The following is a 25,965-nucleotide window of genomic DNA, read 5'->3' as shown; positions in this document are numbered from 1 at the left end:
TCCGCCCTGCTTAGTTTACGCTGTAGTTCGGAGCTTCTTTCGTGATGTTGACATCGTGGGGATGGCTTTCACGAAGGCCAGCTGCGGTGATCTGGATGAACTGCGTATTTTCAATCATTTCTTTAATGTTGTGGCAGCCACAGTAACCCATGGATGCGCGGAGACCGCCGACCATCTGGTAAATCGTGTCAGCTGCCGGTCCTTTGTACGGTACACGGCCTTCGATGCCTTCGGGAACGAGCTTCTTGGCATCTTCCTGGAAGTAGCGGTCTTTACTGCCACATTCCATAGCGGCCAGGGAGCCCATGCCACGGTATTCTTTGTAACTGCGGCCCTGGTAGATGACCGTTTCGCCCGGGCTTTCTTCGGTACCGGCCAGGAGGTTGCCCATCATGACGACGTTGCCGCCGGCAGCGATGGCTTTGGCCATATCACCGGAATACTTGATGCCGCCGTCGGCAATGATGGGGATACCATAGCGCTGAGCGACTTTAGCACATTCATAGACGGCCGTGATCTGCGGTACACCGATACCAGCGACGATACGGGTCGTGCAGATAGAGCCAGGGCCGATGCCGACTTTGACAGCGTCGACGCCACATTCGATGAGGGCTTCCGTAGCGGCGCCCGTAGCAACGTTGCCGGCGATGACCGGGAGGTGCGGGTACATCTTCTTGATTTCTTTCAGCGTATTGAGGACGCCCAGGGAATGACCGTGAGCCGTATCGATGACGACGACGTCGACTTTGGCAGCGACGAGGGCATCGAGGCGGTCCGTCATGTCATGGGTTACGCCGACAGCAGCAGCGACCAGGAGACGGCCGTTGCCATCTTTGGCAGAATTCGGATATTTCGTAGCTTTTTCGATATCCTTGATGGTGATGAGCCCCTGCAGGTTGCCTTCTTTATCGACAAGGGGTAATTTTTCAATGCGGTGCTTGCGGAGAATTTCTTTGGCTTCTGCCAGGGATGTGCCGACAGGAGCGGTAATCAGGTTTTCTTTGGTCATGATGTCACCGATGCGGCGGCTCATGTCTTCTTCAAAGCGCATATCACGGTTGGTGATGATACCGACGAGTTTGCCGTCGACCGTGATAGGTACACCGGAGATGCGGTATTTGCCCATTAATTCATTGGCATCGGCCAGGAGATTATCGGGATGGAGAAAAATCGGGTCGATGATGATGCCGTGTTCCGACCGCTTTACTTTGTCGACTTCCCGCGCCTGGGCAGCGATGGACATGTTCTTATGAATAACGCCGATGCCGCCTTCGCGGGCTACGGCAATAGCCATAGGAGCTTCTGTAACGGTATCCATACCAGAGCTCATAATAGGAATATTCAGTTTGATATCGCGCGTCAGGTTCGTCGAAACATCGACTTCCTTAGGAAGTACGTCGGATTTTGCCGGAACCAGGAGAACGTCATCAAATGTCAAACCTCTCATACCAAATTTATCAGATCTCATATTTGCACCTCTGTTTTGAAAAATATAAGAAACTAAGGGGAAATACCCCTAAATAGCTTATCCCTTATTATAACTGAAATCAGCTCTTATGTACATATATTACAGCAAATTTCTATCAGTTATTTAAAAGTCCGGCAAAAGTATAGCCAAAGCGCCTCTTTACGGCTTCCTCTGCTTTACCCAGGTCTTCATGGCCCAGCCACCATTGCCGGGCCGCATCGCGGGCCGCCGACAGGAGCGGTACATCGTTTATAATATCGGCAGCTTTCAAATCGGGCAGACCATGCTGCATATAGCCGAAGAGTTGTCCCGAACCGCGCAGGAGCAGATCTTTTTCAGCCAGCGTGAAGCCGTCGTGTATCTGTTCCATCCATTTCAGGCGCTGCCGCGTCTCGTCGCTGCCGCCTTTGGCCATGAGGATACAATAAGCCTGCAAATCGCCGCGGCCGACGCGGCCCCGCAGCTGGTGGAGCTGAGCCAGGCCGAAACGTTCGGCGCCGTCGATGAACATGAGCGTCGCGTTGGGGACGTTGACGCCGACTTCGATGACACTCGTCGCGACCAGCAGCTGGATGTCCCCTTTCTGGAAGGCTTCCATAACGGCTTCTTTCTCTTTGCCGCTCATGCGTCCGTGGACGAGGCCGCACGTGCGCTGTTTGAAGACACGGGACCGCAGTTCCTCATAGAGGTCTGTCGCGGCCTGCAAGTCGACGCTTTCCGAAGCCTCGATGAGAGGACAGACGACATAGCACTGCTGGCCCTGGGCCATGAGTTTGTCCATGAAGACATAGACCCGTCGGCGCAGGCTTTCGCCGACGGCATAGGTCTTGACCCGTTTCCGCCCTGGCGGCAGTTCGCGGATGGATGACACGTCGAGGTCGCCGTAGAGGGACAAGGTCAGCGTCCGGGGAATCGGTGTCGCTGTCATGAACAGCGCATGGGGCTCCCTCCCTTTCTGTTCCAGTGCCGACCGCTGGCGGACGCCGAAACGGTGCTGTTCGTCGGTGACGACCAGGCCCAGGCTGCGGAAGGCCACGTCGTCCTGTATCAGGGCGTGCGTCCCAATGAGGATGTCGATCCGGCCCTTGGCCAATTCCACCAGGAGCTGCTGCCGTTCCTTAGCCGTCGTCCGCCCAGTCAGCAAGGCGATGCGTACATCCAGTCCCTGAAAGAGGCGGCAGAATTCTTCATAGTGCTGGGCTGCCAGGATGCCCGTCGGCGCCATGAGGGCCCCTTGATAGCCATTCTCGACGATTTTGGCCAGAGCCAGGGCGGCGACGACAGTCTTGCCGGAACCGACATCGCCCTGGATCAGGCGCTGCATAGGCACTTCGCTCTCCATATCGGCCTGGATATCGAGGAAGGCCTGGGTCTGGCCTTTCGTCAGAGTAAAGGGCAGGTGGTCATAGAAGGCCTTGAGCAGCTTGCCGTTAGGGCCGCATTTGATACCCTGTCGCCGGCCTTCATGACGCCGGCGCAGGAGCAGGCCGAGCTGCATGTCAAAAAGCTCTTCAAACGCCAGCTGGCGCCGGGCCTGTTCCCGTTTCTCCATAGAGTCCGGGAAGTGGATCTGCCGATAGGCTTCCAGGGACGGCATGGCGACAAAAGGGGACTGACGGCAGCCGTCCCAGCCGGGCAGGATATCCGGATGGGCCTGGGCCAGTTCCAGGGCCTGGCGCACGGCCTTGCGGACATCCTGCTGGCGCAGGCCGTCAGTCAAGCCGTAGACAGGGACGAAGCCGTCGCCTCCGGCCCGCCCTTCTTCCGTATCCGGTGTATTCATCTGACGGCGGCCGTAAGCCCATTCCATCTTGCCAAAAGCCGTCAAAGTCATGCCGATATGGAACTGGCGCTTCTTGAAAGCCTGGTTGAACCAGACCAGTTCGACCGACCCGGTGCCGTCGCTGACCATGACCTTCAAGATAGAAAGGCCCCGGCGGGGCCGCATTTCCTGGACAGAGGCCACGGTCCCGCAGACGAGGATAGCCTTCCCCGTCCCGCACGGTGACTGGCCGATGGGCCAGATATGGCTGCGGTCTTCATAATCGCGGGGAATATATTGCAATAAATCAGACACCGTCGTCAGATGGAGCCGGGCAAACAGGGCTTCTTTGCGCGGTCCGATGCCTTTGAGATCACGAATAGAAAAATTCATACAAAAAAACTCCTTGTCAAGTAGTCGTTTTTATTGTATCATATTTCGTAGGCTTTTTTAAAAAAATAAAACTTGCTTTACCTAATAATCTGTGATAAGATTTATATGTTGTACTGTGATGGTGCAGGGAGGTGTAACCAATGGCAAACTTTTGCGAAATCTGTGGTAAAGGAACAATGAGCGGCATGAATGTCAGCCATTCCCACTTGAAAACGAAAAAAACCTGGAAACCGAATATCCAGCGTGTCCGCGCTGTCGTCGACGGCGAAGTAAAACGAGTTAATGTTTGCACTCGTTGCCTTCGTTCCGGTAAAGTCCAGCGTGATGTTTAAGGATGATAAAAAAAGCGTTGTCTGTGAAGACAACGCTTTTTTTAGTGGCTAGGGGTTAGGGGTTAGTGGCTAGGGGTTAGGGGTTAGTGGCTCGTAGGGGTCGCCACGTGGGCGACCCGTTGGGAATTTGGGTGATTTCCCCAACAAAATGACCGGGTAATCGCACATATCCTGGGGCGGGCTCGCCACGCGCGAGCCCCTACACGCAAACTGCGAATTGCGACATGCGGCCTGCAAACCGCGGCCCCTACGACCGAATGGTGAATCACCCATATCCCGGAGCGGGCTCGCCACGTGCGAGCCCCTACATGCGGCCTGCGAACTGCGACCTGCGAATTGCGACCTGCGAACTGCGGCCCCTACGACTGAATGGTGAATCACCCATATCCCGGAGCGGGCTCGCCACGTGCGAGCCCCTACATGCGGCCCCTACATGCATATATATTTCGCCAGGCGGGCCGCCCGGTCTTCGATGCCGGCGTTCTGGAGGATACTCTTGGGATCGTTGGCCGTTTCGATGAGGGCGAAGTACGGCGGCAGGATGAAGTTCTTGTTGCAGTTCATGGCATCCAGTATCTGTTCGGCCACGATATCGCCGCCGCTGTAGCCGGAGACGACCAGGGCGTAGACTTCCTTATTGGCAAAGGCCGCTTCTTCCTTGCGGAACAGGGCCGTCAGCCTGTTGAAGAAGGCCGTGATGTTGGCACTGACGGCGTCGTTGTAGTTCGGGCAGACCAGGACGATGACGTCGCCCTGGCGGACAGCGGGATAGACCTTTTCGACCATGACGCCGCCGTAGAAGCAGTCCCCTTTTTCACCGAAGTGGAGACACGTCTCGTAGCTGCATCCCCGGCAGTCGACGACGCTGCCGTTGCGCAGGGAGATTTCCGTGACCTTGGCCTTTCCCTGCAGATGGCGGCGGACCATCTCCCAGAGGAGGAGCGTATTCGACGTGCGGCGGCTGCTGGCGTGGATGACGACGACGTCTTTGACCTTCCCTGCCCCGGACGGTCGGACGAAGGCCAACAGCTTGTTGACCAGACGGCCGGCACTGACGGCATAGGCTTCTTCATTGGAAAGGCCCTGGATTTTGGCCTGGGTATTAAAATTATAGAGCGAGCCCGTTGCCTCGACGAGGGGCTTTCCGGGAAAGATACAGCCGGCCTGATTGGCAAAGAAAATCAGCTCCCGGCCTATTTTTTTTGTAAAAAATTCCCCCTGCCCGTCGACGAGGACGGCGCCGCGGCAGCCGGCCAAACAGTGGCGGTGGCGGACCAGGCAGGACACGAGGTGGACATAAGACAGGCTGACGCCGGCCCTGGGCAGGGCAACAGCAAAGAGGACGGCGGTCCCCTCCTTTTCCGCCGGCGTGCGGACACACCAGCGCAAGAAGGCCTTTTCTCTCTCGATGACGCGATACGTCCGCCCGGCCAAAGCCCGGTCGAGGACGCGCCGGATGCGTTCCGTATGGCCGGCTTCGTCCCAGCCGACCTTGACGACCAACAACATGGCAAGGCCCCCTTCCTATACGAGGCGGCTCAATGCCGTATAAGCCCGTTTCCAGCGCTCATACAGGGCCGGACAGGCGCAGACGTCTTCATAGGTCACACAGCCGCCGGCGACGCGGTTCTTGACGCCGAAAAAAGCGCCTTTCGCCGCATCGCCGAGGTAGACCGAGCCGTAATGCCACTGACCGCGTAGAGTCAGGATGATCGACAACGCCGCCGACGACAGGGCCGGCGCAATATAAGGCTTGTAACCCAGGTTTCGGACAGCGACGTTGGCATGGACGACGAGATCTGTCAATTCTTTCGACAGCTCGTCGTCATAACCGTCGAGGCGGTCGGCGATGACCAGGTCCGCCCCGTGGGGCCCAAAAGCACGGCCTTCCGTCAGATAATGGGCGAAGCGCGGATCTTTTTTTGCATAATAGCAGGCCCGGGCATGCATGACGCCCAGCCCGTAGCCCTGTATCTGTGACGGATGGAGACCGGAAGCCGTCAAAAAGGCTCGGCACAAGGGGTCGACCGGGTCCGATACGATACAGACCTGACCGCCAAAGCCAGCCTGACGGGCCAAAGCCGCATAATGGGCGACAAGGCTGCGGTTGGCTTCGAGCTGGGCCATGCGCACGTCGCCGCCGGCGCCGACAGGCGGTACGCCCTTGCTGGCACAGAAAACGAAGACATCGCAGTCGAAAACGGCTTCTTCCGGAACGATGGTCACGGCCGGCAGGACCGGGTCATCACAGCCGTCCTGACCGGCAAAGGGGTAGCGTATCTGGTTCATTTCCATTTCCAGGCGGGCCAGGTTCTTCTCATTGATATCGCACATGCCGACAGAACTGATGACATCCTGGCCGGCCAGGAGCAGGCCGATGAGCATAGTCGTGCCCACATCGCCTAAGGCGACGATGTGGACACGGGCTTTCCGGGTCAGCTGCGGCGCCCGGTCGAGGGGTATGGCAGAGGCTCCGATTTCCCCGGGCAGATCATGTATCCATTTATTCAAATTCTCCATCTCCTTCCCCCCAGCGCAGGCGGATGAGCCGTTCGATATCGTTCTTGATGAAACGCGTCGGGTCCATGTTCTCATCGAACTTGACGCCGATGTCGATATCGGGGATGCGCGGGTACGTAATGACTTCGCCGAGCCGCTTCAAGGTCAGGCGTTTTTCAAAGGTTTCCTGATAGACGTCCTGCAGGGTTTCCATGATGGACGCCGCATTCTGCAGGCACGTCAGGGAATATAAGTAATCAGCGTCGCTGTTCCCCTTGCCGATGAAGGCCGGCTTGACATAGGGCAGGACCAGGTTGATTGACGGATTGCGGCCGTAACCGCTGTAATTATGGGCATTGTCCAGGCTGTCGCCGCCGATGAAGGGATAGCAGTCCCTTTCATTGAGCCAGACTTCCAGGCTGGGCAGGAAATAGGCGCTCTCGGCGCGGATGTCCTTTTCTTCCATCATATCCATGGCCTGTCCCGTCATGACGCCGACCAGTACTTCCTTGATTTCGACACCGTTCTGTTCCAGATAAGGCGTCAGCATGCGCATGCGGTGGCCCTTGTGAAGGAGGTCGTCGATGAGGATGACCGGCCGGTCGAAGGACTTGATGGTCTTGACCTGATTGTCGACTGACGAATAATGCTGGCATTCGGCGATGGTAAAGGATTTGACAGTGCGGTCGAAATACTTGTCGATGTGCAGGCCCTTGGTCACCGTATTGGGCACGAGGACGTCGCTCAAGGCCTTGCCAAAGGGAACGGTCATGTATGGGCCGCGGCGTTTCTTCTTATCTTCGACGATAGAAACGCCATTGATTTCAGCGACTTTCTTGATAATCTTATTATAAAAGGCACTCATGTTGAAGGACAGGATGAGCTGGCCCGGATAAATATGGTTCATGACCGACAACAAGTTGTTGTGTGCTTCATAGATGGCCCGGCGGACGCGGGGATTCTTGTTGAACGGGTTCTTGATAGTCGTTTCGACGTCGCGGAAAATAACGATGGGCGACTTCATGTTGACCGCATAAATGGGCGTCTCTTCCGGCGGCGCAATATTGACGAACCCCTGGCGGCGCAGGGCGTCGATGACGGGCTGCTCATAGCCGGCCGGGTCGACGGGATGATAGATGGCGTAGGCGTAGTCGCGGGCAATGAGCTCTGTCAGGATTTCCGTAATGATGATCTGGCTGACATTGGCAATACCGGCCATGTCGTCGGTGTACAGAAAACCAATGCAGGCAATGCCCCCGTCAGCGGCATCGCGGATGTGGGAAGCAATGGCCGAGTCGTGGAACTCGCGCAGCAAATCGCGGGAGCCGACGCGGTGGACGGCGGCGTAGGCAATCATCTTGCGCTCCTGGCTGGCGTCGTCGATATACAGCGTCCAAACATAGTCCTTTTCGACGTAGCTGTCGACGGTCTCCGTATGATAGCCCTTATCCCAAAGAGCACTGCAGATGGGCCACAGGCTTTCGGCGCCGCGCGGCTTGAAGGAACCGATGCCGATTTCCCGGGCTTCCAGGACGTGCTTATACGCCGGTTCGCGCAGGTAGAGATTATTATCGTAAATGAAGTTCTGGGCCACCGCGTCGATGAGGTTGGAAATATCCCGGTTGAGGTCGATGTTCTCGCGGATCTTCGTCGAACTGATATCTTCGTAGAACTTATCCAGCGTCAGGCGGATGACCTTGGCCTGGATGCCGTAGGACCTTTCATGCTGGCCCGGTTCGGGATTTTCCCGCGTCTCCCTGGCGAAGGCGATGTGGTTGACCGTATGGATCGAGTCCGGCGTCGGTACGGCCCGATAGGCTGACGCATTTTCGATGACGTCCGTACCAACGGCGATATACAGGTCCTGACCGGCAAAGATGTCCTTGAGCTTCTTGATATCCGCCGGGTTGGCAATGTTGATGGGGATATCGTCCGGGAAGGGATACATGTTCTCTTCATCGGCGACGGACATGTTCATGATCTTGCGGCGCATGAGGCGCGGCTGCGTATGCTTGGACCAGGAAAATTCATCGAGGGCCAGGTAAATGTCGAAGCCCAGGTCGCGTATCTTGCAGGCCACGGCCTTATGGCCCAGGCTGAAGGGGTCGAAGGTCCCCGGATAGAAGCAGGGCTTGCGGCCTTTTTCAAAGGTAAAGGGCCCTCTGGCGAATTCGTGCTGGCTGATGTAGCGGTAAATATGGTTGAGCACGGCAGAATTGCTGTAGAAATCCAGGTTTTCTTCGCTGTTCTCATCGAGGAGGACCAACAACTTTTTATAACAGTGGCCAAAGAGGAAATCCTTCCGTTCGTCCGGCATGAGCGGGCTGTGGAAGATGAATTTCCCTAAATCGCGGAAAGCATCGCGGCTCAGTTCCTTATTGTAATGGGCATAGGCCTTGATCATGATGTAGAGCAGGCGGCGCTGGCGTTTCTCGTTGACAGCCGGGTCTTCTGAGAATTCCCTGGCGAATTCATCGAATTGTTCCAAAATGATGCCCACGGTCTGGACCATCGACGCTGCCAGGGGGATGTTGACCGTCAGCAGCTGGCCTTCGATGGTCTTGACGAATTCGTCGAACTCCCGCGGCGGCAGCTTGAGGATCATCTTGCCCAGGAACTCCGGCACGTATTTAGAAATCTGCGGGTCGCCGATTTCCAGGCCGTTGAACAATTCTACCGTCAATTCGTTGCGCTGGGCATAGGTCATGCTGGAGGCAATCTTGAGCAGGCTGTTGCCGGCAGCGCGGCGGACGAAGATGGATTCGCTGACTTTGAGCAAATTGGTCAGATGAGTCCCGAGATGCATGACGCTGCCGGCGTCGCTCTGGCCGTCGATGTAGCGCAGCATGAGTTCCAGGTTGGCTACTTTGACGACCCAGTGAGTTCCCATCTTGAGGTCGACCAGGAAAAGATTGCCTTCCCGTTCAAAGAAGGCTTCCCGCCCTTCGGGCAGGTCCATGACCTTGAGCAGATCCTTATAGTACAAGTCGTCGGTATAATCGGCAAAGACGTGGCGGGCGCAGTTCAGGGCAGCGACGCGCAGATTGAAGGAGCCGCTCTGCCTGGCCGTTTCGATGAAAGGCCCGGCGGCAGCCATAAAGGCGTCGTCCAGATAGTCCCTATCCATATCGGCCAGGACCTTCAAGAGGATGATGTACTCTTCTTCATTGTAATTGCGCCGTTCATAGTATGGCCCCATGACAGCCGTATAGCGGGGGCGCTGGGACAGGGCACAGCGGCGCAGGACGGCCGACACGAAGGTGCTCAGGCAGTAGCCGATCCACAGCTTATGCTGCTCTGTGAAGCGGATATCCGGGCAGATGATGCGGTCCAGGTACGTCGTGAACAGGGATAGGTTGGTCACGGCCTTGGTCGGCAGGGAGACGCCTTCCGGCAGTTCCTTCGTATACGTATCGTTGAAATTGGCAATGATGCGTCCCATGAGGGCTGCCGCCTGCAGGCGGATGTCCCCTTCACGGTGGGACAAGAGTTCATAGAGGAATTTCAAGGTCATCAGTTTCTGATGCTCTGTCATGTACGTCGAATATTCCTCGAAGATGCCGATATACGTGCGGACATTCTTCCACTGCCGCTCGCTGCGGGCCGCTTCGATGAGGTTGCCAAAATCGCTTTCATCGCGAAAGATACTCATGAGGCGGATATTATGGTCGATGGCGGCATATTTGAGCTGGGCAATGATGTCATTGCCTTCGAGGAGGACCTTTTCCCGATGGACGGGCTGCGGCGGGTCGGCCGGTTCCCAGGCGAAGTCAGCAGGCAGTTCGGTGACGACGCCGTGTTCTTTCATAAAATCTTCAAAGTCCGCCAGTTTGGCGTAGACCTTCTGATAGCGCTGCCGCTTGGCATCGTCGACATTATCCAGTTTCCCCAAGATGACGTCGAAAGCCTGGGCCAGGGAATAGAAATGGACGATTTCCTTCCCCTGGGCGTCACGGCTGCTCTTGACGCGGAAATCAGCATAAATGAGCAGCAGCGATTCGACGGACAAGTTTTCCAGTTCCAGGTCCCAGACGGAATGATTGGCCGCGATATGGCCGATGCCCGGCAGGCCCAGGCGTCGGCAGCACATGCCCGTATAATAATAATGTAAATAAGGGACCCGCTTCTCTTCATTCTTTTTGCAGCCGTACTTGCCGATATCATGGCAGGCAGCGGCACCGGAAATGAGGGCGACGTCGACGGGGATGCCGTTCCGCGCCAGCTGGCGGGCTGCATAGACGGCAACGTAGTGGACGCCGCCGACGTGGCCCAATGTATTGAAAGGCGTAATATCGACGCCGATGCGCATGAATTCATAAATGTAATCGTCAGCTGCCAGGGTACGCAGTCGCAGGTATTCCTTGGTATAGCCGTGGGCCATGATTTCCTGGACCGATACCAGGGGCATATCGCGTTTAGGATCGAAGGGCAGGACGTTCCGTTCATAGCGATAGAGGCCGCGCAGGACCTGCATGAGGATCAGGCAGCCCCGCCGGTAGATGTCGCCATGGCTGCCGCGCCCTGCCAGGGACGCCGCATCCGGCCCCTGGCAGGATCCGGGAAAGAGCCTGGCCAGGACGCGCTGATGGCAGCAGCGCAGCCAGCCGCCGGCCGGTTCGTCGCGGAGGCAGTCCAGATAGGGTTTGGCCGCTGCGACGACAGCAGGCGAAGAAAAGCGCCCTTCCCCGTCGCGGCAGTGCTGTAGTTCATCGGCCAGGGACCGCAGGCGGCTGCGGCGTATCCAGGCCGTCATTTCATCTTTTTCCATTCCCAGCGTCGCCAAAAAATGCCGGCTCTCCAGGGACGCTGACAGGGACGTGAAAATGGCTGTCGTCGAATCTTTCATAGTACTCCTTCCGAAGTTTGATATCGTGATGTCAAACCTCATACATTGACGCAAAAAGGGGCCTTGCAAGATGGCAAAAGCCACCATGCAACAAGCCCCCCTCGCCGCCATTGTCTGATTATTCTGGATACAGTTCTTTGTTTCGTTTTACGATTTCCATGACCAGGTTCGCCGTTTCTTCAATAGCCTTGGACGATACATCGATGATGGGACAGTGGAGGCGGCGCATGACACCGCGGGCATATTCCAGTTCTTCATTGATGCGTTCGATATTGGCGTAGCTGGCGTTGGCATCGAGCCCCATGCTGCGCAGCCGTTCGGAACGGATGAAATTCAGCTTGAACGGGTCGATGATGAGGCCGACGATCTTGCGGGCCGGGATCTGGAACAATTCCGGCGGCAGGCTGACTTCCGGCACCAGCGGCAGGTTGGCCGCTTTGATGCGTTTATGGGCCAGATACATGGAAAGCGGCGTCTTTGACGTACGCGATACGCCGACGATGACGATATCGGCCTTCAAGAAGCCCATCGGGTTCTTGCCGTCGTCGTATTTGACAGCAAATTCGATGGCTTCGACGCGTTTGAAATATTCTTCGTCGAGCTGATGGATCATGCCGGCCTTCAAGGTCGGTTCCGTATCCGTCAGGGTGCCGACACCGGCCAGCATAGGGCCGATGATGTCGACGACGGTGACATTGGCCGATTTCGTCAGTTCCCGCAGTTTCCGGCGCAGAGACGGTGAAATGATGGTGTAGCAGATCATGGCCTTATGGGCTTCAGCTTTGCTGACCAGTTCTTCGATTTGCTGTTCCGACCGGATGTACGGTACGCGAATGATGTTGAATTCCTGTTTGTCATACTGGCTGGCTGCTGCCCGGGCCACGCGTTCTGCTGTCTCGCCGAGCGAGTCTGAGCAAGCATAAATAATCGGTTTTTCCACGGTTATCTCCTCCCTAACCCACATTCTACAAAGAGACGGGTTATGTTCGTTTTTGATATTCTGCCCAAGACCTTCAATTCTTTCTTGTCGTCTTCATCCGTACCTTGGACCTCGACGACAGGCAGGCAGTCGATTTCATATTCAATCAGGCGCTGAGCGGCCACGATGGCCTTCTCTTCGGGCTGGGCATAGATCACTTTACTCACTGGTGTCATGACCATGCGCACTGGCAGGGCCCGCAGGTCATTGCTGCCCATAGCCGTTTTCAATAAATCCTTTCGCGATACGACGCCGGCCAGGATATTGTCCGTCCCGACAAAAACGGTCCCCACATCTTCCGTAAACATGGCGATGATCGCATCGTAAGCACTCGTATGCTCACCGACGATCACAGGCTGCGACAGGCAGGAATCAATGGTAATATCTGTAATGGCCCGTGAGAGCAGGTCTTTTTCCTTGTTGCCTGTAAAAAAGTAGCCTAATTTCGGCCGCGCATCGATGAGCCCCAACATGGTCAAGATGGCCAGGTCCGAGCGCAGGGCTGCCCGCGTCACGTGGAGCCGGTTGGCAATATGCTGGCCCGTAATCGGACTGTTTTCCTTTACTATCTGTAAAATCGTTTCCTGACGTTCCGATAACATAGCGTCTTTTCACCCCCTACATAGCAAGCGTTCTCTTATTCACTTATTATCATAACATATATAAAAACATCCCGCGATATAAGATGTATAATATGCAAATAGTATATAATACAAGGCCTTAGTATGAGAAAAAGGCGGCCCAAAAGTCTGTTTTTCTTTTGGACCGCCTTTCTACGACTCATAAATCGGATATGCTATTACCACGTGTAATCTTCTGTATCAGCACGGCCCTTGCCAGTCAGCGAATCGAGGAGGATACGCTGTTCGACTTGTGCCACGTGTTTCCGTGTCGATACAACGGCATCCGGATTGACCGAGATGGAGTCGATGCCGCTCTTGACCAGGAATTCAGCGAAGTCCGGATAGACGCTCGGTGCCTGACCGCAGATAGAAACGGTCTTGCCGTCCTTATGGGCTACGGCGATGAGATGGCGGATAGCCCGTTTGACGGCCAGGTTGCGTTCATCGAAGAGCGGAGCGACCGTATCGTTATCGCGGTCGCAGCCCATGATGAGCATAGTCAGGTCGTTGGAGCCGATGGAATAGCCATCGACGAACTGATTGAACTGGTCGGCCAGGATGATGTTGGACGGGATTTCAGCCATGAGCCAGACCTTGAAGTCCGGACCGCGATGGAGGCCTTCCTGAGCCATGAGGTCGACGACTTTCTGCATTTCATCGACGCGGCGGCAGAAGGGAATCATGACATTGAGGTTCTTGTAGCCGTATTCTTCACGGACTTTGCGGACGGCTTTCAGTTCCAGCTTGAAGGCTTCGACGTATTTCGGGTCATAGTAACGGGAAGCACCGCGCCAGCCGAGGAGGGCGCTGCTTTCCTGGGGTTCGTATTTGTCACCGCCTGTGAGGTTGCGGTATTCGCTCGATTTGAAGTCGCTCAAGCGCAGCGTGACCGGACGCGGAGCCAGTGCCTGGCAGACTTTGCGGATGCCTTCGGACAACTGATCGACGACGCGGTCAGCCCGGCCCATTTCGATGAGGTATAACGGGTGTTCATGAATGAAGGTCGTCCAGATGAATTCTTCGCGCATGAGGCCGATGCCGTCGCAAGGCAGTTTGCCATACTTTTCAGCCAGATCCGGGTTGCCCAGGTTCATGTAGATTTTGGTGCCCGTAATCGGAGCAGCTTCAGCAGCGACGACGGTAGCAGCAGCCTGGCCGGCAGGCGCTTCGGCAGCTTCCGGTTTGACGATGTCGGCTACAATACCTTCATAGACGATGCCGTTCGTCGCATCAACGGTGATTTCTGCGCCATCCTGGATAGTCGTCGTCGCTTCGACACTGCGGCTCTTCGTACCGACGATGCAGGGGATGCCCAGTTCACGGCTGACGATGGAAGCATGGCAGGTCATGCCGCCGGCATCGGTGACGATGGCTTTCGCCTTCTTCATGGCCGGTACCCAGTCCGGAGCGGTCATGGTCGTAACCAGGATTTCACCATCTTTGAATTCGGCAATCTTCGACGGGTCGAGGATGACATGCGCTTTACCAGCAGCGCTGCCCGGGCTGGCCGGCAGGCCTTTGACGACGACCTTGCGGTCCGTCGTGACAGCCGCTTTTTCAGCAGCCGCTTCTTTCTTTTCTTTATTCTTCTTGGACCATACCGTTTCCGGACGAGCCTGGAGGAGCCATACCTTATTGGTCCGTTCGTCGACGCCCCATTCCATATCCATGTAGCAGCCGTAATGCTTTTCGATGGCTTTAGCATAGGTAGCCAGTTCTTTCACCTGTTCATCCGTGATGACCTGCTGTTTCTGCAATTCCGGCGGAACGAGTTTTTCTTCGCAGTCGCCGCCCGGTTTGCGGACCAGTTCGATCGGTTTAGTATTGATCATCTTGGAGAGGATAGTCAAATCGTCTTTGCGGACTTTGAAGTTATCCGGCGTAACCGTACCCTGTACGACGTATTCGCCGAGGCCCCAGGCCCCTTCGATAGTAATCGTCGAATCATCGCCCGTAACCAGGTCGACGGTGAACATGACGCCAGCGGCTTTGGAGAAGACCATCATCTGGACGGCAGCGCTCAAAGCGACGGAAAGGTGATCGAAGCCCTGTTTCGTACGGTAGTAGGTAGCGCGGTCGGTAAAGGTCGAAGCGTAACATTCCTTGACCTTCTGGATGACCATATCAGCGCCCTGGACGTTGAGGTATGTATCCTGCTGGCCGGCAAAGCTGGCGTCCGGCAAGTCTTCGGCCGTCGCACTGGAACGGACGGCGACGAAAGGATTGTCTTCGCCGACTTTCTTGCCTAATTCTTCATAACTCTTGCGGATATCGGCTGCCAAGTCGGCCGGCATTTCAGCATCGCAGATAGCCTTGCGGATCTTTGCCGTGACATCGCGGAGCTGGACAGCGTCTTCGACGTCGGTCAGCCCTTTGAGCAATTCCGGGATCTTGACATCCATGCCCGTTTCATGCATGAAATGGCGATAGCCTTCCGCTGTCGTCGCGAACCCATAGGGAACGGGAACATCCGTCTGGGATGTCAATTCACCAAGGGAAGACGATTTGCCGCCTACGAGAGCTACATCGGCTCTGCGCAGTTCATCGAACCACAATACAAATGCTTTTTCTCTGTCCTTTGCCATAATCCTTACCTCCTGCTATTATAACCAAGCGTGTACGCTAAATTCTCTGCTTGTTACGTTTATAGTACGCTATTTCTATGCAGTTGTCAATGGTATTTCTAAAAAAGCTACATGATACTCTTTTAAAGAGTATACTACATATGAAATATTTTCAGATTCCGTGTATCGTAAAACGATTTAATCGCCCAATAGACTTTAAATTTTTTCAACCTGTCCTGCCTATATAGGATAATGATGTATGATGTGATATAATAAGAAATTAGTAATGTCTCATTACCTGCTCATCTTGAACGATTACGTCGTCACGTAGGAGGAAAAAATGTATACACCCAGACGCAGAGCAAAAAAAGCCAAAAAAGCCGGTCCCCTTCGCCGCATCCGCCTTTTCATCGCCTTATGCCTTGTCGTTTTCGCAGGCTTAGGCTTTGGCTATATTTTTGCTGCCTATCAAAGTTTGCCTGCTGTAGGCAATAACATGCGGCCTGCCGTTTCATCGCAGGTCTTCGATTCCCACGGCCGCCTGATCACGACCCTTCATTCCGATCAGAACCGCCTGCCCATCGACATCAACAAAGTGCCGCAGAATCTGCAGAATGCCTTCATCGCTGCCGAAGACAACCGTTTCTATGAACATATCGGCATCGATCCTATCGGCATCTTCCGCGCCATCTTTGCCAACCTGACCAATCGCGGCATCGCCCAGGGCGGCAGTACTATTACCCAGCAGCTGGCCAAGAACGCTTTCCTGTCCCAGGAACAGACTTTGAAACGTAAGATACAGGAAGCCATGCTGGCCCTGGAAATCGAACACAAGTACAGTAAAAAAGAAATCCTGGAAATGTACATGAACCAGATTTACTTCGGCCAGGGGGCCTATGGCATCCAGACGGCGGCCAAGACGTATTTCAACAAAGACGTCAACGAACTGACCCTGACGCAGTGCGCCATGCTGGCCGGCCTGCCCAAGAGCCCGAACTACTACTCGCCCTTCAATAACTTGAACGAAGCCAAGAAGCGCAAGAACGTCGTACTCGACCAAATGGTCAAGTACGGCTACGTATCGGCTGCTGAAGCGGAAGACGCCAAGAACCAGGACCTGGGCCTCTCCAAGAGCCATCAGTCCAAAGAAGCCGACGAATATGCATCCTTCATCGACTACGTCTCCCAGCAGGTCGCCAAGAAATACGGCGACGATGCTCTCTATAAAGAAGGCCTCAAAATCTACACGACCATGGACGTCGACAAGCAGCACGCCGCCGTCCGGGCTATGCGCAACCTGCCCAACAACTACACCGACGAAAACGGCCTGACCCAGCCGCAGGCAGCCATCGTCTCCATCGACCCCAAGACGGGCCATATCCTGGCCATGGTCGGCGGCCGCGGACAGGACAGCTTCAACCGTGCCAGCATGGCCGTCCGTCAGCCTGGTTCGGCCTTCAAGCCTTTCGTCTACCTCACGGCCCTGCAGCACGACATGACGCCGGATACGACGATGGACGACAAACCGGTCACCTATGGCGGCTGGAGTCCGAAGAACGCCGGCGGCTCCTACAGCGGTACCATGACCCTCAGCGATGCCCTGGCCCACTCGGTCAACACCATCGCCGTCCAGCTGGCCGATGAAGTCGGCACGAAAAACATCATCGCCAACGCCAAGAAGATGGGCATTACCACCCTCGACGCCAAAGACGACAACCTGGCTATGGCCCTGGGCGGCCTGACCAAGGGCGTCACGCCACTGGAAATGGCCAGTGCTTACGGCACCTTTGCCAATAAAGGCGTCCACGTCAAGCCGACGGCTATCGTCAAAATCCTCGACCGCAACGGCAACGTCCTGGAAGACGCTTCGACGTTAGAAAAAGAAGAAACGAAGACCCGCGTCATGTCCGAACGGGAAGCCTATGAAATGACGACCATGCTCGAAGGCGTCATCGACCACGGCACAGGGACAGCCGCCGCCATCGGCCGTCCGGCAGCCGGCAAGACCGGTACGACAGACGACAACAAAGACGCCTGGTTCGTCGGCTATACGCCGGACATCGTCACCGCCGTCTGGATCGGCGACGATACGGGTTCGCACAGCTTGGGCGAAGTCTACGGCGGCACGATCCCGGCAGAAATCTGGAAGGACTACATGTCGTCGGCTACGTCCGATGAATCAGGCAGTGACTTCTCGGCCCCATCGGGCATGGAACGCCGTAAAGAAACGACGTCGTCTTCCTCTTCCAGCAACAGCGTCCGCAGCGACGACCGGGAAGAACCGAAGAAAAAAACGGCGACGACCGAAAAGACAACGACTAAAGAAAAATCTAAAACACAGACCCAGCAGCCGGCCAAACAACAAGCCGACCGCAATAATAAGGAATAACGAAAAGGAGCTGTCGCATCGCGACAGCTCCTTTCAAGTTGTTAGTGGCTAGTTGTTAGTTGTTAGCGGATGGCTTTAAATTTAAAGGCTTTTTCTGCAAACTACAAACTCTGTACTACAAACTATAAAGTAAACGGGGCATCACATGATGGCAGAAACCTTCGTGCGACAGCCCCTTTAGCTGTTAGCAGCTAGCAGTTAGCCGTTAGTGGCTCGTGGCTCGTGGTTCGTGGCTTGTGGCTCGTGGCTCGTGGCTCGTGGTTCGTGGCTCGTGGTTCGTGGCTCGTAGGGGCGACCACGTGGGGCGCCCGCTTCAGATAAATGGGCCACCTCTCCTAGCAGGAGAGGCTTACGAAGCCTTCATTCGCCCCCTCACTCGCCCATGACGGCGATGGTTTCGGGAACGGTGAAGTCCGCTTCGGTGCAGGCCCGGATATCGTCTACGGTATAGCCCGGTGCCAGTTCCCGCAGGACCAGCCCCTGCGGCGTGACTTCAAAGTAGCAGCGTTCGGTCACGATATCGGTGACGCAATGGGCTCCCGTCAGGGGCAGCGTACATTTCTTCAGTATCTTGGAGTGGCCGCTCTTTTCGCAATGGTCCGTGGCGACGATGATCTTCTTGACGCCGGCGCAGAGGTCCATGGCCCCGCCCATACCGGGGGCAAATTTCCCAGGGATGGTCCAGTTGGCGATATTCCCTTCCTGGTCGACTTGCAGCGTCCCCAGGACGGTCGCGTCGATATGACCGCCGCGGATGAAGGCAAAGGACGTCTCATGGTCATAGACGCTGCCGCCGGTAATGACCGACGCCGGCTGGCCGCCAGCATCGATGACGTCGATGTCGACATGGTCCCAGTCCGGTGACGGGCCGCTGCCGACCGTACCGATTTCAGCTTCCAGCCAGAGGTCTACCCCTTCGGGCAGGTAGTTGACGCACATCAGAGGCAGGCCGATGCCCAAGTTGACGAAATCACCATTTTTAAAGAACTGGGCACACCGCCAGGCAATCAAAGCTCTTCCTTTCCGTTCGACCATGACCTCATCCCCTTTCCTGCCGTTCCCGCGCTTTGGCTTCCGCACGGGCCCTGGCCTTTTTCCACATCGGGCAGATAAACCGTTTTTCGCCCTGCCGTTCATAGACCATATCGACGACGGGCGCCGGGATGGCGATTTCTTCCGGCGAGAGCTGGCCGACAGGGACGATTTCTTCGACTTCAGCAGCGACGAAATCGGCTGCATAGGCAATGGTGCTGTTCGTCGCCCGCGAATTCATACGGAAATAGAGGTTGCCTGCCGTATCGGCTTTGGTCGCTTTGACCAGGGCCACATCGGCATGGAGCGGCAATTCCAGGAGATATTCTTTCCCGTCGATGACCAGTTTCTGTTTCCCTTCTTCGACGCTCGTCCCGACGCCGGTCGGCGTGAGGACGCCGCCCAGTCCGGCACCGCCGCAGCGCACCCGTTCGGCCCAGGTCCCCTGGGGCACGAATTCGACCTGCAGCTCGCCAGCCAGCATCTGCTTCAGCGCTTCCGGGTTGAGCCCGATATGGGTCGTAATGATCGACGATACGCGATGGGCCACGATGAGCTTGCCTACGCCCTGGCCGGGATAGCCGGCCGATACGGCGATAGCTTTGATATCCTTGACCCCTTTTTCCAGCATGCCGTCAATGATTTCATCAGCGGCAAACTGGCCATGCCAGTCACCGAACATGATGGTCTGGCCGTCGTGGATATGTTCCAGGATATCTTGGAGAGAAAATACTTTCGATAACACCGTACTCACTCCCTTCAAAGATGAGCCTTACTGGCCGGTAAAATGAGGACGCCGTTTTTCCATGAACGCGCAGACGCCTTCGGCGAAATCCTTCGTCCGGGCACATTCGCGCTGGCACGGGACTTCGATATTTTCCAGGTAATGCTGGTATTCGGCAAAGGCTGCTGCATAAATCTGGCGTTTGATGTTCTTGTAAGAAATGATGGGCCCTGATGCCAGTTTCTTGGCAAACTTCATCGTTTCTTCATCGAGAGAATCGTTGGACACGATGCGATAGACGATACCCAAATCCTTGGCTTCCTGAGCACTTACGGGCCGGCCAGTCGCGCAGATATCCATAGCCCGTTTCGGCCCCAGCTGTTTGACCAGGAGATACGAGCCGCCCGTATCGGGGACCAGGCCCAGGTTGACGAAGGCCATGATGAACTTGGCGTTTTCACTGCAAATGATGAAATCCGCAGTCAGGGCCAGACTGGCACCGGCACCGGCTGCAGCCCCACTGACCGAAGCGATGACCATCTTGCTCATCTTCTTCAGGCCGTCCGTGACTTTGCCGACCTTGCCGATGAGGCCATCCATATTGACGTCACCGCCAGCCTTGATGAGCTGATAGAAGTAGCCGATGTCGCCACCAGCCGAAAAAGCACGGGGTAAGCCCTTGAAGACGACGACTTTCACCGATTCATCGGCTTCGGCTGCCTGTACGACGTAAAGCAGTTCATCAGCCATCTCTTCGTCAATGGCATTGAGATTCTTGGGATAGTCGAGCTGAACAATAGCAATACCATCTTCGACGGTATAGTGTAACTTTTGGAGCTTCATATGAACCCCTCCTCGTAACCATAACAAAACTGAATATTCGTCTTTCTTTATAATCATATTATAACATATATTTTAGTAAAAAATCTATACATAAAGAAAGGAGCTGTCGCATCGCGACAGCTCCTTTCAAGTTGTTAGTGGCTAGTTGTTAGCGGATGGGTTTAAATTTAAAGCTTTTCTCTGCAAACTACAAACTCTGTGCTACAAACTATAAAGTAAACGGGGCATCACATGATGGCAGAAACCTTCGTGCGACAGCCCCTTTAGCTGTTAGCAGCTAGCAGTTAGCCGTTAGTGTCTCGTGGTCCGTTGTTAGTGGTTCGTGGCTCGTGGCTCGTGGCTCGTGGTTCGTGGCTCGTGGCTCGTGGTTCGCGGCTCGTGGTTCGTGGTTCGTGGTTCGTGGCTCGTGATTCGTGGTTCGTGGCTCGTGGCTCGTGGTTCGTAGGGGCGACCACGTGGGGCGCCCGCTTCAGATAAATGGGCCACGGGATTCCTGCATCCCCCCGCACGTGCAAGCCCCTACGAGGTTAAACCTCTCCGGCCCATTCGGGCCACCTCTCCTAGCAGGAGAGGCTAAACCCTTTCCATCCGCTAGCTGCTAACTGCTTAAAAAAAGGGCTGTCGCACGTGCGACAAGCCCTTTTTTATCAATCAATGCAATACTGGCAGAAGATGCCGCGGAGATTGAAGCCGCTGTTTTCTTTTTCCTGGCGGGCCGTTTCTTTCGGCTGGTCCATGGAAGCGACGAGTTCCTGGCCGCGGCAGTAGATGCCTTCGCCGTTGGCGCTGCCGCTGATGGGCAGGGGCATCATGGTATTGATCATATCATCGAAAGTAAAGTGTTTATCCATTTGAAAAGCCTCCTTTGAAGATGCTCATAGTTTTATTATCTTTCTTGAGCATAAGTTTACGCTTTTCAATGCTTTTTTGTCAATATTAATTGCAAATCGCTTTTGCAATTTAACTATTCTTTTCAAGAATTATATTAAGCCCGTTTCAAGACCTTGTGGACCAAGGCGCTGACGACCATCAGGATGACGACGACAGGGACCGTGATGCCCACCGGCGTGTCGACGTTGAGCAGGAATCGGTATAAGATGACGCCCAGGACCCAGAGGATGAGGTTGAGCCAGTTGACGCTGTCTGCCGTGTGGTCCTGCTTGAGGATGAAGAAATCCGACAAGAGGATGGCCGTCATCGGCGCAAAGACGGATCCGATGAGGTAGAGGAAGTCCTGGAACTGGTCCGGTGCGGCGAAGATGGCCAGGATGACGCCCAGGACGGTAGCGATGAGGGCCAAGACTTTATCCGAAACTTTGGGGACCAGGCTCTGGCAGCTGACGCCAGCTGAAAAAGCATCGAGGAAGGTCGTCGTCACCGTCGACAAGAGGACGACCAGGATACCGGCGACACCCATGCCAGCCTGGACCATGATGGCCGCAATATCGTCCTGTCCCGTGAACAGAGCGGCGCCCATGCCGATGAGGAACATCCACGAGCTGGCGATGAAATAGGCACTGCAGCTGGCCGCCGTAGCCAGGCCCGGCTTTTCAGCCGTCCGCGTGTAGTCCGAAATAATCGGCAGCCATGATAAAGGCATCGCCACGGCCAGTTCGACGGCACCGCCGAAGGTGAGGTCGCCAGCCGGTACCTGCGGCGTACCGCCTTTAAAGACGACCAGGCTGAGGACGATGGTCAGGATGAACAGCGCCGCCATGACGACGACGTTGACCTTACTCAGGTTCTTCAGGCCCATGACGATCCATAAGGTGATGAAGGCGCCGATAATCAGGCTCCACCAGGACACGCCGATAGCGGCGATAGTGTTGGCTGCCAGGGCGGCACTGGCAACCATGACGGCCGTCCAGCCGACGAGCTGGATGACATTCAGCCCGGCAAAGAGCTTGGCTCCCTGGGTACCGAAAGAAATGCGTACCGTTTCCATGGCGCTGCCGCCGGTCCGGCCGCCGATGAGACCGGCCAGATACATGACCGTCCCGCCGATGAGATGGCCTAAAATGATGGCTGCAAAGGCCTTGGCAAAACCCAACGGTGCCAGGAGCATACCCGTCAGGATTTCAGCGATGGAAATGCCGGCGCCGAACCATAACAGGCCATTAGAAAAGACAGATGTTTTACGTTCATTCACAATATGATACCAACCTTTCTCTATAGAAATTATTAGCCACACCAGTATAACACATCTTACGGGAAAACCCTATGCAAGGCAGTCACTTTGTCACAATTTCAACTCACTTTACTAAGAAAAACGGCTTTTATCTTTATTACCCTTCATGCTCATGCTATACTTAGCTAACAATATAATAACTATATAGTCTTTTTTTTAAATTTATACGTTTGGAGTGATACCATGAAAATTGACAAGCGCCTGAAAATCGCCATTGCCGCTGTCATCCTGGCTGCCTGTGCCTTTGGCGGCTATACATATTACCAGTCCCAGCAAACGGCGAAGCAGGCCAAGGCTATCGAAACGGCCGACGTCGTCCGCAAAGACCTGCGCTCGACGGTTTCCGCGACGGGAACCATCAGCCCTGTCGATTCCGTCGAAGTCTCACCGAAGATCACGGCCCGCATCAGCCAGGTCCTGGTCAAGGAAAATGACACGGTCACAGCCGGCCAGACTGTCGCCATGCTCGATGGCAAGGACTATGAAGCCAAGCGCGACCAGGCTCAGTATAAAGTCACCAATACCCAGGTCGAATACGAACGCGCCCAGAAGCTCTACGACCTCGGCGCCGGCACCAAACAGGACCTGGATACGGCCAAATTCAACTATGACACAGCCGTCAGTACCTTGGCCCAAGCCGAATCGGATGTAGCCGAAACGGTCATTACCGCTCCCATGGACGGCGTCGTCGTCGGTGAACCGAAGACCGTCGGCACCATGGCCGTCCAAGGCAACAGCAACCCGACAGTCATCATGCGCATCGCCGACACGTCGACCAAGCAGATCCTGGCCAAAGTCGATGAAACGGATATCGGCAAGATTCAAGTCGGCCAGGATGCAACCTTCACGGTCGATGCCTTTACGGACCGGACCTTTACGGCTCACGTCTCGAAAATCGCCAAGACCGATACCAGCAATACCTGGGACACGAATGGCACGAGCACGACGTCGAGCTCCTCATCGAGTTCCTCGGCCAGTGTCATCTACTACTACGTCACCCTCGACGTCGACGACCCTGACGACGTCCTGAAACTGGGCATGACGGCCCGCGTCGATATTACGACGTCGCAAAAAGACAATGCCCTCGTCGTCCCCATCGCCGCTTTGAAGACCAACGATTCCGGGTCTTATGTCATCCGCGTCGATGCCAACGGACAGACCGAACAGGTCCCGGTCACGACGGGCATCTACAGCGATGAATACGTGGAAATCCTCTCCGGCCTGACCGAAGGCGACAAAGTGTCCATCACCTATACGGCATCCAGCAAGTCTTCGTCGTCATCGAATAATACCCGGCGCCAAGGCCCGCCACCCATGTAAAGGAAGCATTGCCATGAAGCATGTCATCGAATTGAAAGATATTACGAAGATATACCATATCGGCGGTGAAGATTTCGCCGCCCTGGCCGGTATCACTTTGAACATCGAAGAAGGAGAATTCGCTGCCCTCATGGGGCCGTCGGGCTCCGGGAAATCGACGCTCATGAACATCCTGGGCTGCCTGGACCGGCCCACGTCGGGCTCGTACAAACTCGGCGGCAAGGAAGTCGCCCACCTCAGTGACGATGAACTGGCCGTCGTCCGCAACCAGCACATCGGTTTCGTCTTCCAGAACTTCAACCTCTTGTCCCGCATTTCCGCCCTGGACAACGTCGCCCTGCCCCTGGTCTACGCCGGGGTAGGCCGTAAGGAACGGTCGGAACGGGCTATGGAAAAACTGCGCTCTGTCGGCCTGGAAACGTGGGCCCACCACAAGCCGAACGAATTATCCGGCGGCCAGCGCCAGCGCGTCGCCATCGCCCGGGCCTTGGTCAACAACCCGCACATCATCATGGCCGATGAACCGACAGGCAATTTGGACACGAAATCGACGAAAGATATCATGCGCCTCTTCGAGGCACTCCACGAAGAGCACAAGACGATCATCCTGGTCACGCACGAACCGGAAATCGCTGCCTGTGCCAACCGCCAGCTCCTGCTCTCTGACGGTAAGATCACCAAAGACGCCGGAAGGGGGGTCGTCATGGATGTTATTTAGTGAAAGCGTACAGATTGCCGTTACGGCCCTGTTATCCAATAAATTGCGTTCCATCCTGACCATGCTGGGCATCATCATCGGTGTCGGCGCCGTCATTGCCATGATTTCCATCGGTATGGGCGTCAAGCAGAACGTCACCAACTCCATCGCCAGCCTGGGCAGCAACATGCTCATCGTCATGCCCGGATCGACCAATCAGGGCGGTATCCGCTCAGCCGCCGGGTCGAACCAAAAACTGAAGTACGATGACGCGACAGCTATCAAGAACAAGATTAAGAACATCGACTACGTATCGCCGACGGTCAACAGTTCCTACCAGATCGTCAACGGCAACCAGAACTGGAATACATCGGTCTACGGCGTCACGCCGGAATACCTGCACATCCGGTCCCTCGTCGTCCAGTCGGGTTCCTTCATCACCCAGAGCGACCTCAACTCGCGCAACCGCGTCGCCGTCATCGGTCCGACCGTCGCGTCCAACCTCTTTGACGAAAGCAACCCGGTCGGCAAGAACATCCGCATCAACAACCAGCCGTACAAGATTATCGGCGTCCTGGAAAGCAAGGGCCAGTCTTCCATGGGCCAGGACCAGGACGATATCGTCATCGTCCCCCTGACGACGGCCCAGGAACGCCTCATGGGCATCACCTATGTCCGCTCCATCAATATCCAGGTCTCCAGTGCCGATAAAATCGAGCAGGTCCAGTCCGAAGTCGAAACGCTGCTACGTCAGCGCCATCACATCATGAACGGCAAGGAAGACGACTTCAATGTCCGCAACCTGACGAGCCTCATGGAAACCATGACCAGCACGACGACCATGCTGACCCTCTTCCTGGGCAGCATCGCCGCCATCTCGCTCATCGTCGGCGGCATCGGCATCATGAACATCATGATGGTCTCCGTCACCGAACGGACGCGGGAAATCGGTATCCGTAAAGCCCTGGGAGCGACCTTCCAGAACATCATGATGCAGTTCCTCATCGAATCCGTCGTCATCGGCGTCATCGGCGGCCTCCTGGGTATCGCCTGCGGCGTCGGTATCGCTCTGGCTATCGCCAAATCAGGCCTCTTCCAGACGGTCATCACAGCGGCACCGATCATCATTTCCTTCAGCTTCTCCGTCGGCATCGGCCTCTTCTTCGGCATCTACCCAGCCCGGAAAGCAGCCAAACTCGATCCTATCGAAGCCTTGCGGTATGAATGAATAAAAAAAGAGGCTGTCGCATTAAGACAGCCTCTTTTTACGTTGATCGTAGGTCGTTCATCGTTTGTCGTATGGGAT

At 55.6% G+C, this 25,965-nt stretch carries 18 protein-coding genes; 5 read left to right on the top strand and 13 right to left on the bottom strand.

The window, feature by feature from the left end:
• Positions 1-10 precede the first annotated feature (10 nt).
• Positions 11-1,468 (bottom strand): IMP dehydrogenase, encoded by a 1,458-nt coding sequence (gene guaB, locus ACE418_RS09090; RefSeq protein WP_014014993.1) that lies wholly within the window; start codon positions 1,466-1,468, stop codon positions 11-13.
• 115 nt (positions 1,469-1,583) lie between these two features.
• The gene (recG, locus tag ACE418_RS09085; RefSeq protein WP_416450314.1) at positions 1,584-3,623 is read right to left on the bottom strand and encodes an ATP-dependent DNA helicase RecG; all 2,040 of its coding nucleotides are present in this window, start codon (positions 3,621-3,623) and stop codon (positions 1,584-1,586) included.
• Between the two features lie 140 nt (positions 3,624-3,763).
• Between recG and rpmB the strand changes: the two genes are divergently transcribed.
• Complete coding sequence (gene rpmB / locus ACE418_RS09080) at positions 3,764-3,955, top strand: 50S ribosomal protein L28 (protein ID WP_014014995.1); 192 nt, start codon at positions 3,764-3,766, stop codon at positions 3,953-3,955.
• A gap of 429 nt (positions 3,956-4,384) precedes the next feature.
• Here rpmB and ACE418_RS09075 read toward each other — a convergent pair whose 3' ends face one another.
• From ACE418_RS09075 to ppsA, 6 genes are all read right to left on the bottom strand, one after another.
• Positions 4,385-5,464 (bottom strand): flavodoxin family protein, encoded by a 1,080-nt coding sequence (locus ACE418_RS09075; protein WP_416450313.1) that lies wholly within the window; start codon positions 5,462-5,464, stop codon positions 4,385-4,387.
• 15 nt (positions 5,465-5,479) lie between these two features.
• The gene (locus ACE418_RS09070; protein ID WP_416450312.1) at positions 5,480-6,475 is read right to left on the bottom strand and encodes a lactate/malate family dehydrogenase; all 996 of its coding nucleotides are present in this window, start codon (positions 6,473-6,475) and stop codon (positions 5,480-5,482) included.
• Positions 6,459-11,300 (bottom strand): nucleotidyl transferase family protein, encoded by a 4,842-nt coding sequence (locus ACE418_RS09065; protein ID WP_416450311.1) that lies wholly within the window; start codon positions 11,298-11,300, stop codon positions 6,459-6,461. Before ACE418_RS09065 ends, ACE418_RS09070 begins: the two co-directional genes overlap by 17 nt.
• 118 nt (positions 11,301-11,418) lie before the next feature.
• Positions 11,419-12,240, bottom strand: coding sequence for a pyruvate, water dikinase regulatory protein (locus ACE418_RS09060; RefSeq protein ID WP_416450310.1), 822 nt, complete (start codon positions 12,238-12,240; stop codon positions 11,419-11,421).
• A gap of 2 nt (positions 12,241-12,242) precedes the next feature.
• A complete protein-coding gene (locus ACE418_RS09055) occupies positions 12,243-12,881 on the bottom strand; it encodes a helix-turn-helix transcriptional regulator (protein ID WP_416450309.1) in 639 nt (212 codons plus the stop codon).
• A gap of 197 nt (positions 12,882-13,078) precedes the next feature.
• On the bottom strand, positions 13,079-15,487 hold the full coding sequence (gene ppsA, locus ACE418_RS09050) for a phosphoenolpyruvate synthase (protein WP_416450308.1): 2,409 nt from the start codon (positions 15,485-15,487) through the stop codon (positions 13,079-13,081).
• Positions 15,488-15,806: 319 nt separating this feature from the next.
• On the opposite strand from ppsA, the gene ACE418_RS09045 reads away from it, so the two are divergent.
• Complete coding sequence (locus tag ACE418_RS09045) at positions 15,807-17,855, top strand: transglycosylase domain-containing protein (protein ID WP_416450307.1); 2,049 nt, start codon at positions 15,807-15,809, stop codon at positions 17,853-17,855.
• A gap of 372 nt (positions 17,856-18,227) precedes the next feature.
• Here the strand turns inward: ACE418_RS09045 and ACE418_RS09040 are convergent, their stop codons facing one another.
• The 5 genes from ACE418_RS09040 to cytX all read right to left on the bottom strand — a co-directional run bounded on the left by ACE418_RS09040 (position 18,228) and on the right by cytX (position 22,603).
• A complete protein-coding gene (locus tag ACE418_RS09040) occupies positions 18,228-18,890 on the bottom strand; it encodes a 3-oxoacid CoA-transferase subunit B (protein WP_416450306.1) in 663 nt (220 codons plus the stop codon).
• Positions 18,891-18,894: 4 nt separating this feature from the next.
• Positions 18,895-19,632: a CoA transferase subunit A gene (locus ACE418_RS09035; RefSeq protein WP_416450305.1), complete on the bottom strand. Its 738-nt coding sequence runs from the start codon at positions 19,630-19,632 to the stop codon at positions 18,895-18,897.
• A 27-nt stretch (positions 19,633-19,659) separates the two neighbouring features.
• Positions 19,660-20,454 (bottom strand): enoyl-CoA hydratase/isomerase family protein, encoded by a 795-nt coding sequence (locus tag ACE418_RS09030; protein WP_416450304.1) that lies wholly within the window; start codon positions 20,452-20,454, stop codon positions 19,660-19,662.
• 647 nt (positions 20,455-21,101) lie between these two features.
• Complete coding sequence (locus ACE418_RS09025) at positions 21,102-21,305, bottom strand: hypothetical protein (RefSeq protein ID WP_416450303.1); 204 nt, start codon at positions 21,303-21,305, stop codon at positions 21,102-21,104.
• Positions 21,306-21,439: 134 nt separating this feature from the next.
• The gene (cytX, locus tag ACE418_RS09020) at positions 21,440-22,603 is read right to left on the bottom strand and encodes a putative hydroxymethylpyrimidine transporter CytX (protein ID WP_416450302.1); all 1,164 of its coding nucleotides are present in this window, start codon (positions 22,601-22,603) and stop codon (positions 21,440-21,442) included.
• A gap of 222 nt (positions 22,604-22,825) precedes the next feature.
• Between cytX and ACE418_RS09015 the strand changes: the two genes are divergently transcribed.
• Genes ACE418_RS09015 through ACE418_RS09005 form a run of 3 tightly spaced genes read left to right on the top strand, consistent with a single transcriptional unit; the run spans position 22,826 to position 25,887 of the window.
• Entirely contained in the window at positions 22,826-23,962 is a 1,137-nt protein-coding gene (locus tag ACE418_RS09015) for an efflux RND transporter periplasmic adaptor subunit (RefSeq protein ID WP_416450301.1), read from the top strand.
• A 13-nt stretch (positions 23,963-23,975) separates the two neighbouring features.
• Positions 23,976-24,680, top strand: coding sequence for an ABC transporter ATP-binding protein (locus tag ACE418_RS09010; protein ID WP_416450300.1), 705 nt, complete (start codon positions 23,976-23,978; stop codon positions 24,678-24,680).
• Entirely contained in the window at positions 24,670-25,887 is a 1,218-nt protein-coding gene (locus ACE418_RS09005; RefSeq protein ID WP_416450299.1) for an ABC transporter permease, read from the top strand. The genes ACE418_RS09010 and ACE418_RS09005 overlap by 11 nt, the downstream gene beginning before the upstream one ends.
• Positions 25,888-25,965 lie beyond the last annotated feature (78 nt).

It is taken from the genome of Megasphaera jansseni (genome assembly GCF_047974155.1).
Taxonomy (GTDB): Bacteria; Bacillota; Negativicutes; order Veillonellales; family Megasphaeraceae; genus Megasphaera.
Note: the sequence above shows the minus strand (reverse complement) of the source record. Positions and strands in the feature narration are given on the sequence as shown.

Coding starts and splice junctions, on each gene's coding strand:
- ACE418_RS09005 (WP_416450299.1), top strand. CDS start 24,670: ATGTTATTTAGTGAAAGCGTACAGATTGCCGTTACGGCCCTGTTATCC.
- ACE418_RS09025 (WP_416450303.1), bottom strand. CDS start 21,305: ATGGATAAACACTTTACTTTCGATGATATGATCAATACCATGATGCCC.
- ACE418_RS09040 (WP_416450306.1), bottom strand. CDS start 18,890: ATGGTCGAACGGAAAGGAAGAGCTTTGATTGCCTGGCGGTGTGCCCAG.
- ACE418_RS09030 (WP_416450304.1), bottom strand. CDS start 20,454: ATGAAGCTCCAAAAGTTACACTATACCGTCGAAGATGGTATTGCTATT.
- ACE418_RS09045 (WP_416450307.1), top strand. CDS start 15,807: ATGTATACACCCAGACGCAGAGCAAAAAAAGCCAAAAAAGCCGGTCCC.
- rpmB (WP_014014995.1), top strand. CDS start 3,764: ATGGCAAACTTTTGCGAAATCTGTGGTAAAGGAACAATGAGCGGCATG.
- ppsA (WP_416450308.1), bottom strand. CDS start 15,487: ATGGCAAAGGACAGAGAAAAAGCATTTGTATTGTGGTTCGATGAACTG.
- ACE418_RS09075 (WP_416450313.1), bottom strand. CDS start 5,464: ATGTTGTTGGTCGTCAAGGTCGGCTGGGACGAAGCCGGCCATACGGAA.
- guaB (WP_014014993.1), bottom strand. CDS start 1,468: ATGAGATCTGATAAATTTGGTATGAGAGGTTTGACATTTGATGACGTT.
- ACE418_RS09065 (WP_416450311.1), bottom strand. CDS start 11,300: ATGAAAGATTCGACGACAGCCATTTTCACGTCCCTGTCAGCGTCCCTG.
- ACE418_RS09055 (WP_416450309.1), bottom strand. CDS start 12,881: ATGTTATCGGAACGTCAGGAAACGATTTTACAGATAGTAAAGGAAAAC.
- ACE418_RS09070 (WP_416450312.1), bottom strand. CDS start 6,475: ATGGAGAATTTGAATAAATGGATACATGATCTGCCCGGGGAAATCGGA.
- ACE418_RS09015 (WP_416450301.1), top strand. CDS start 22,826: ATGAAAATTGACAAGCGCCTGAAAATCGCCATTGCCGCTGTCATCCTG.
- recG (WP_416450314.1), bottom strand. CDS start 3,623: ATGAATTTTTCTATTCGTGATCTCAAAGGCATCGGACCGCGCAAAGAA.
- ACE418_RS09010 (WP_416450300.1), top strand. CDS start 23,976: ATGAAGCATGTCATCGAATTGAAAGATATTACGAAGATATACCATATC.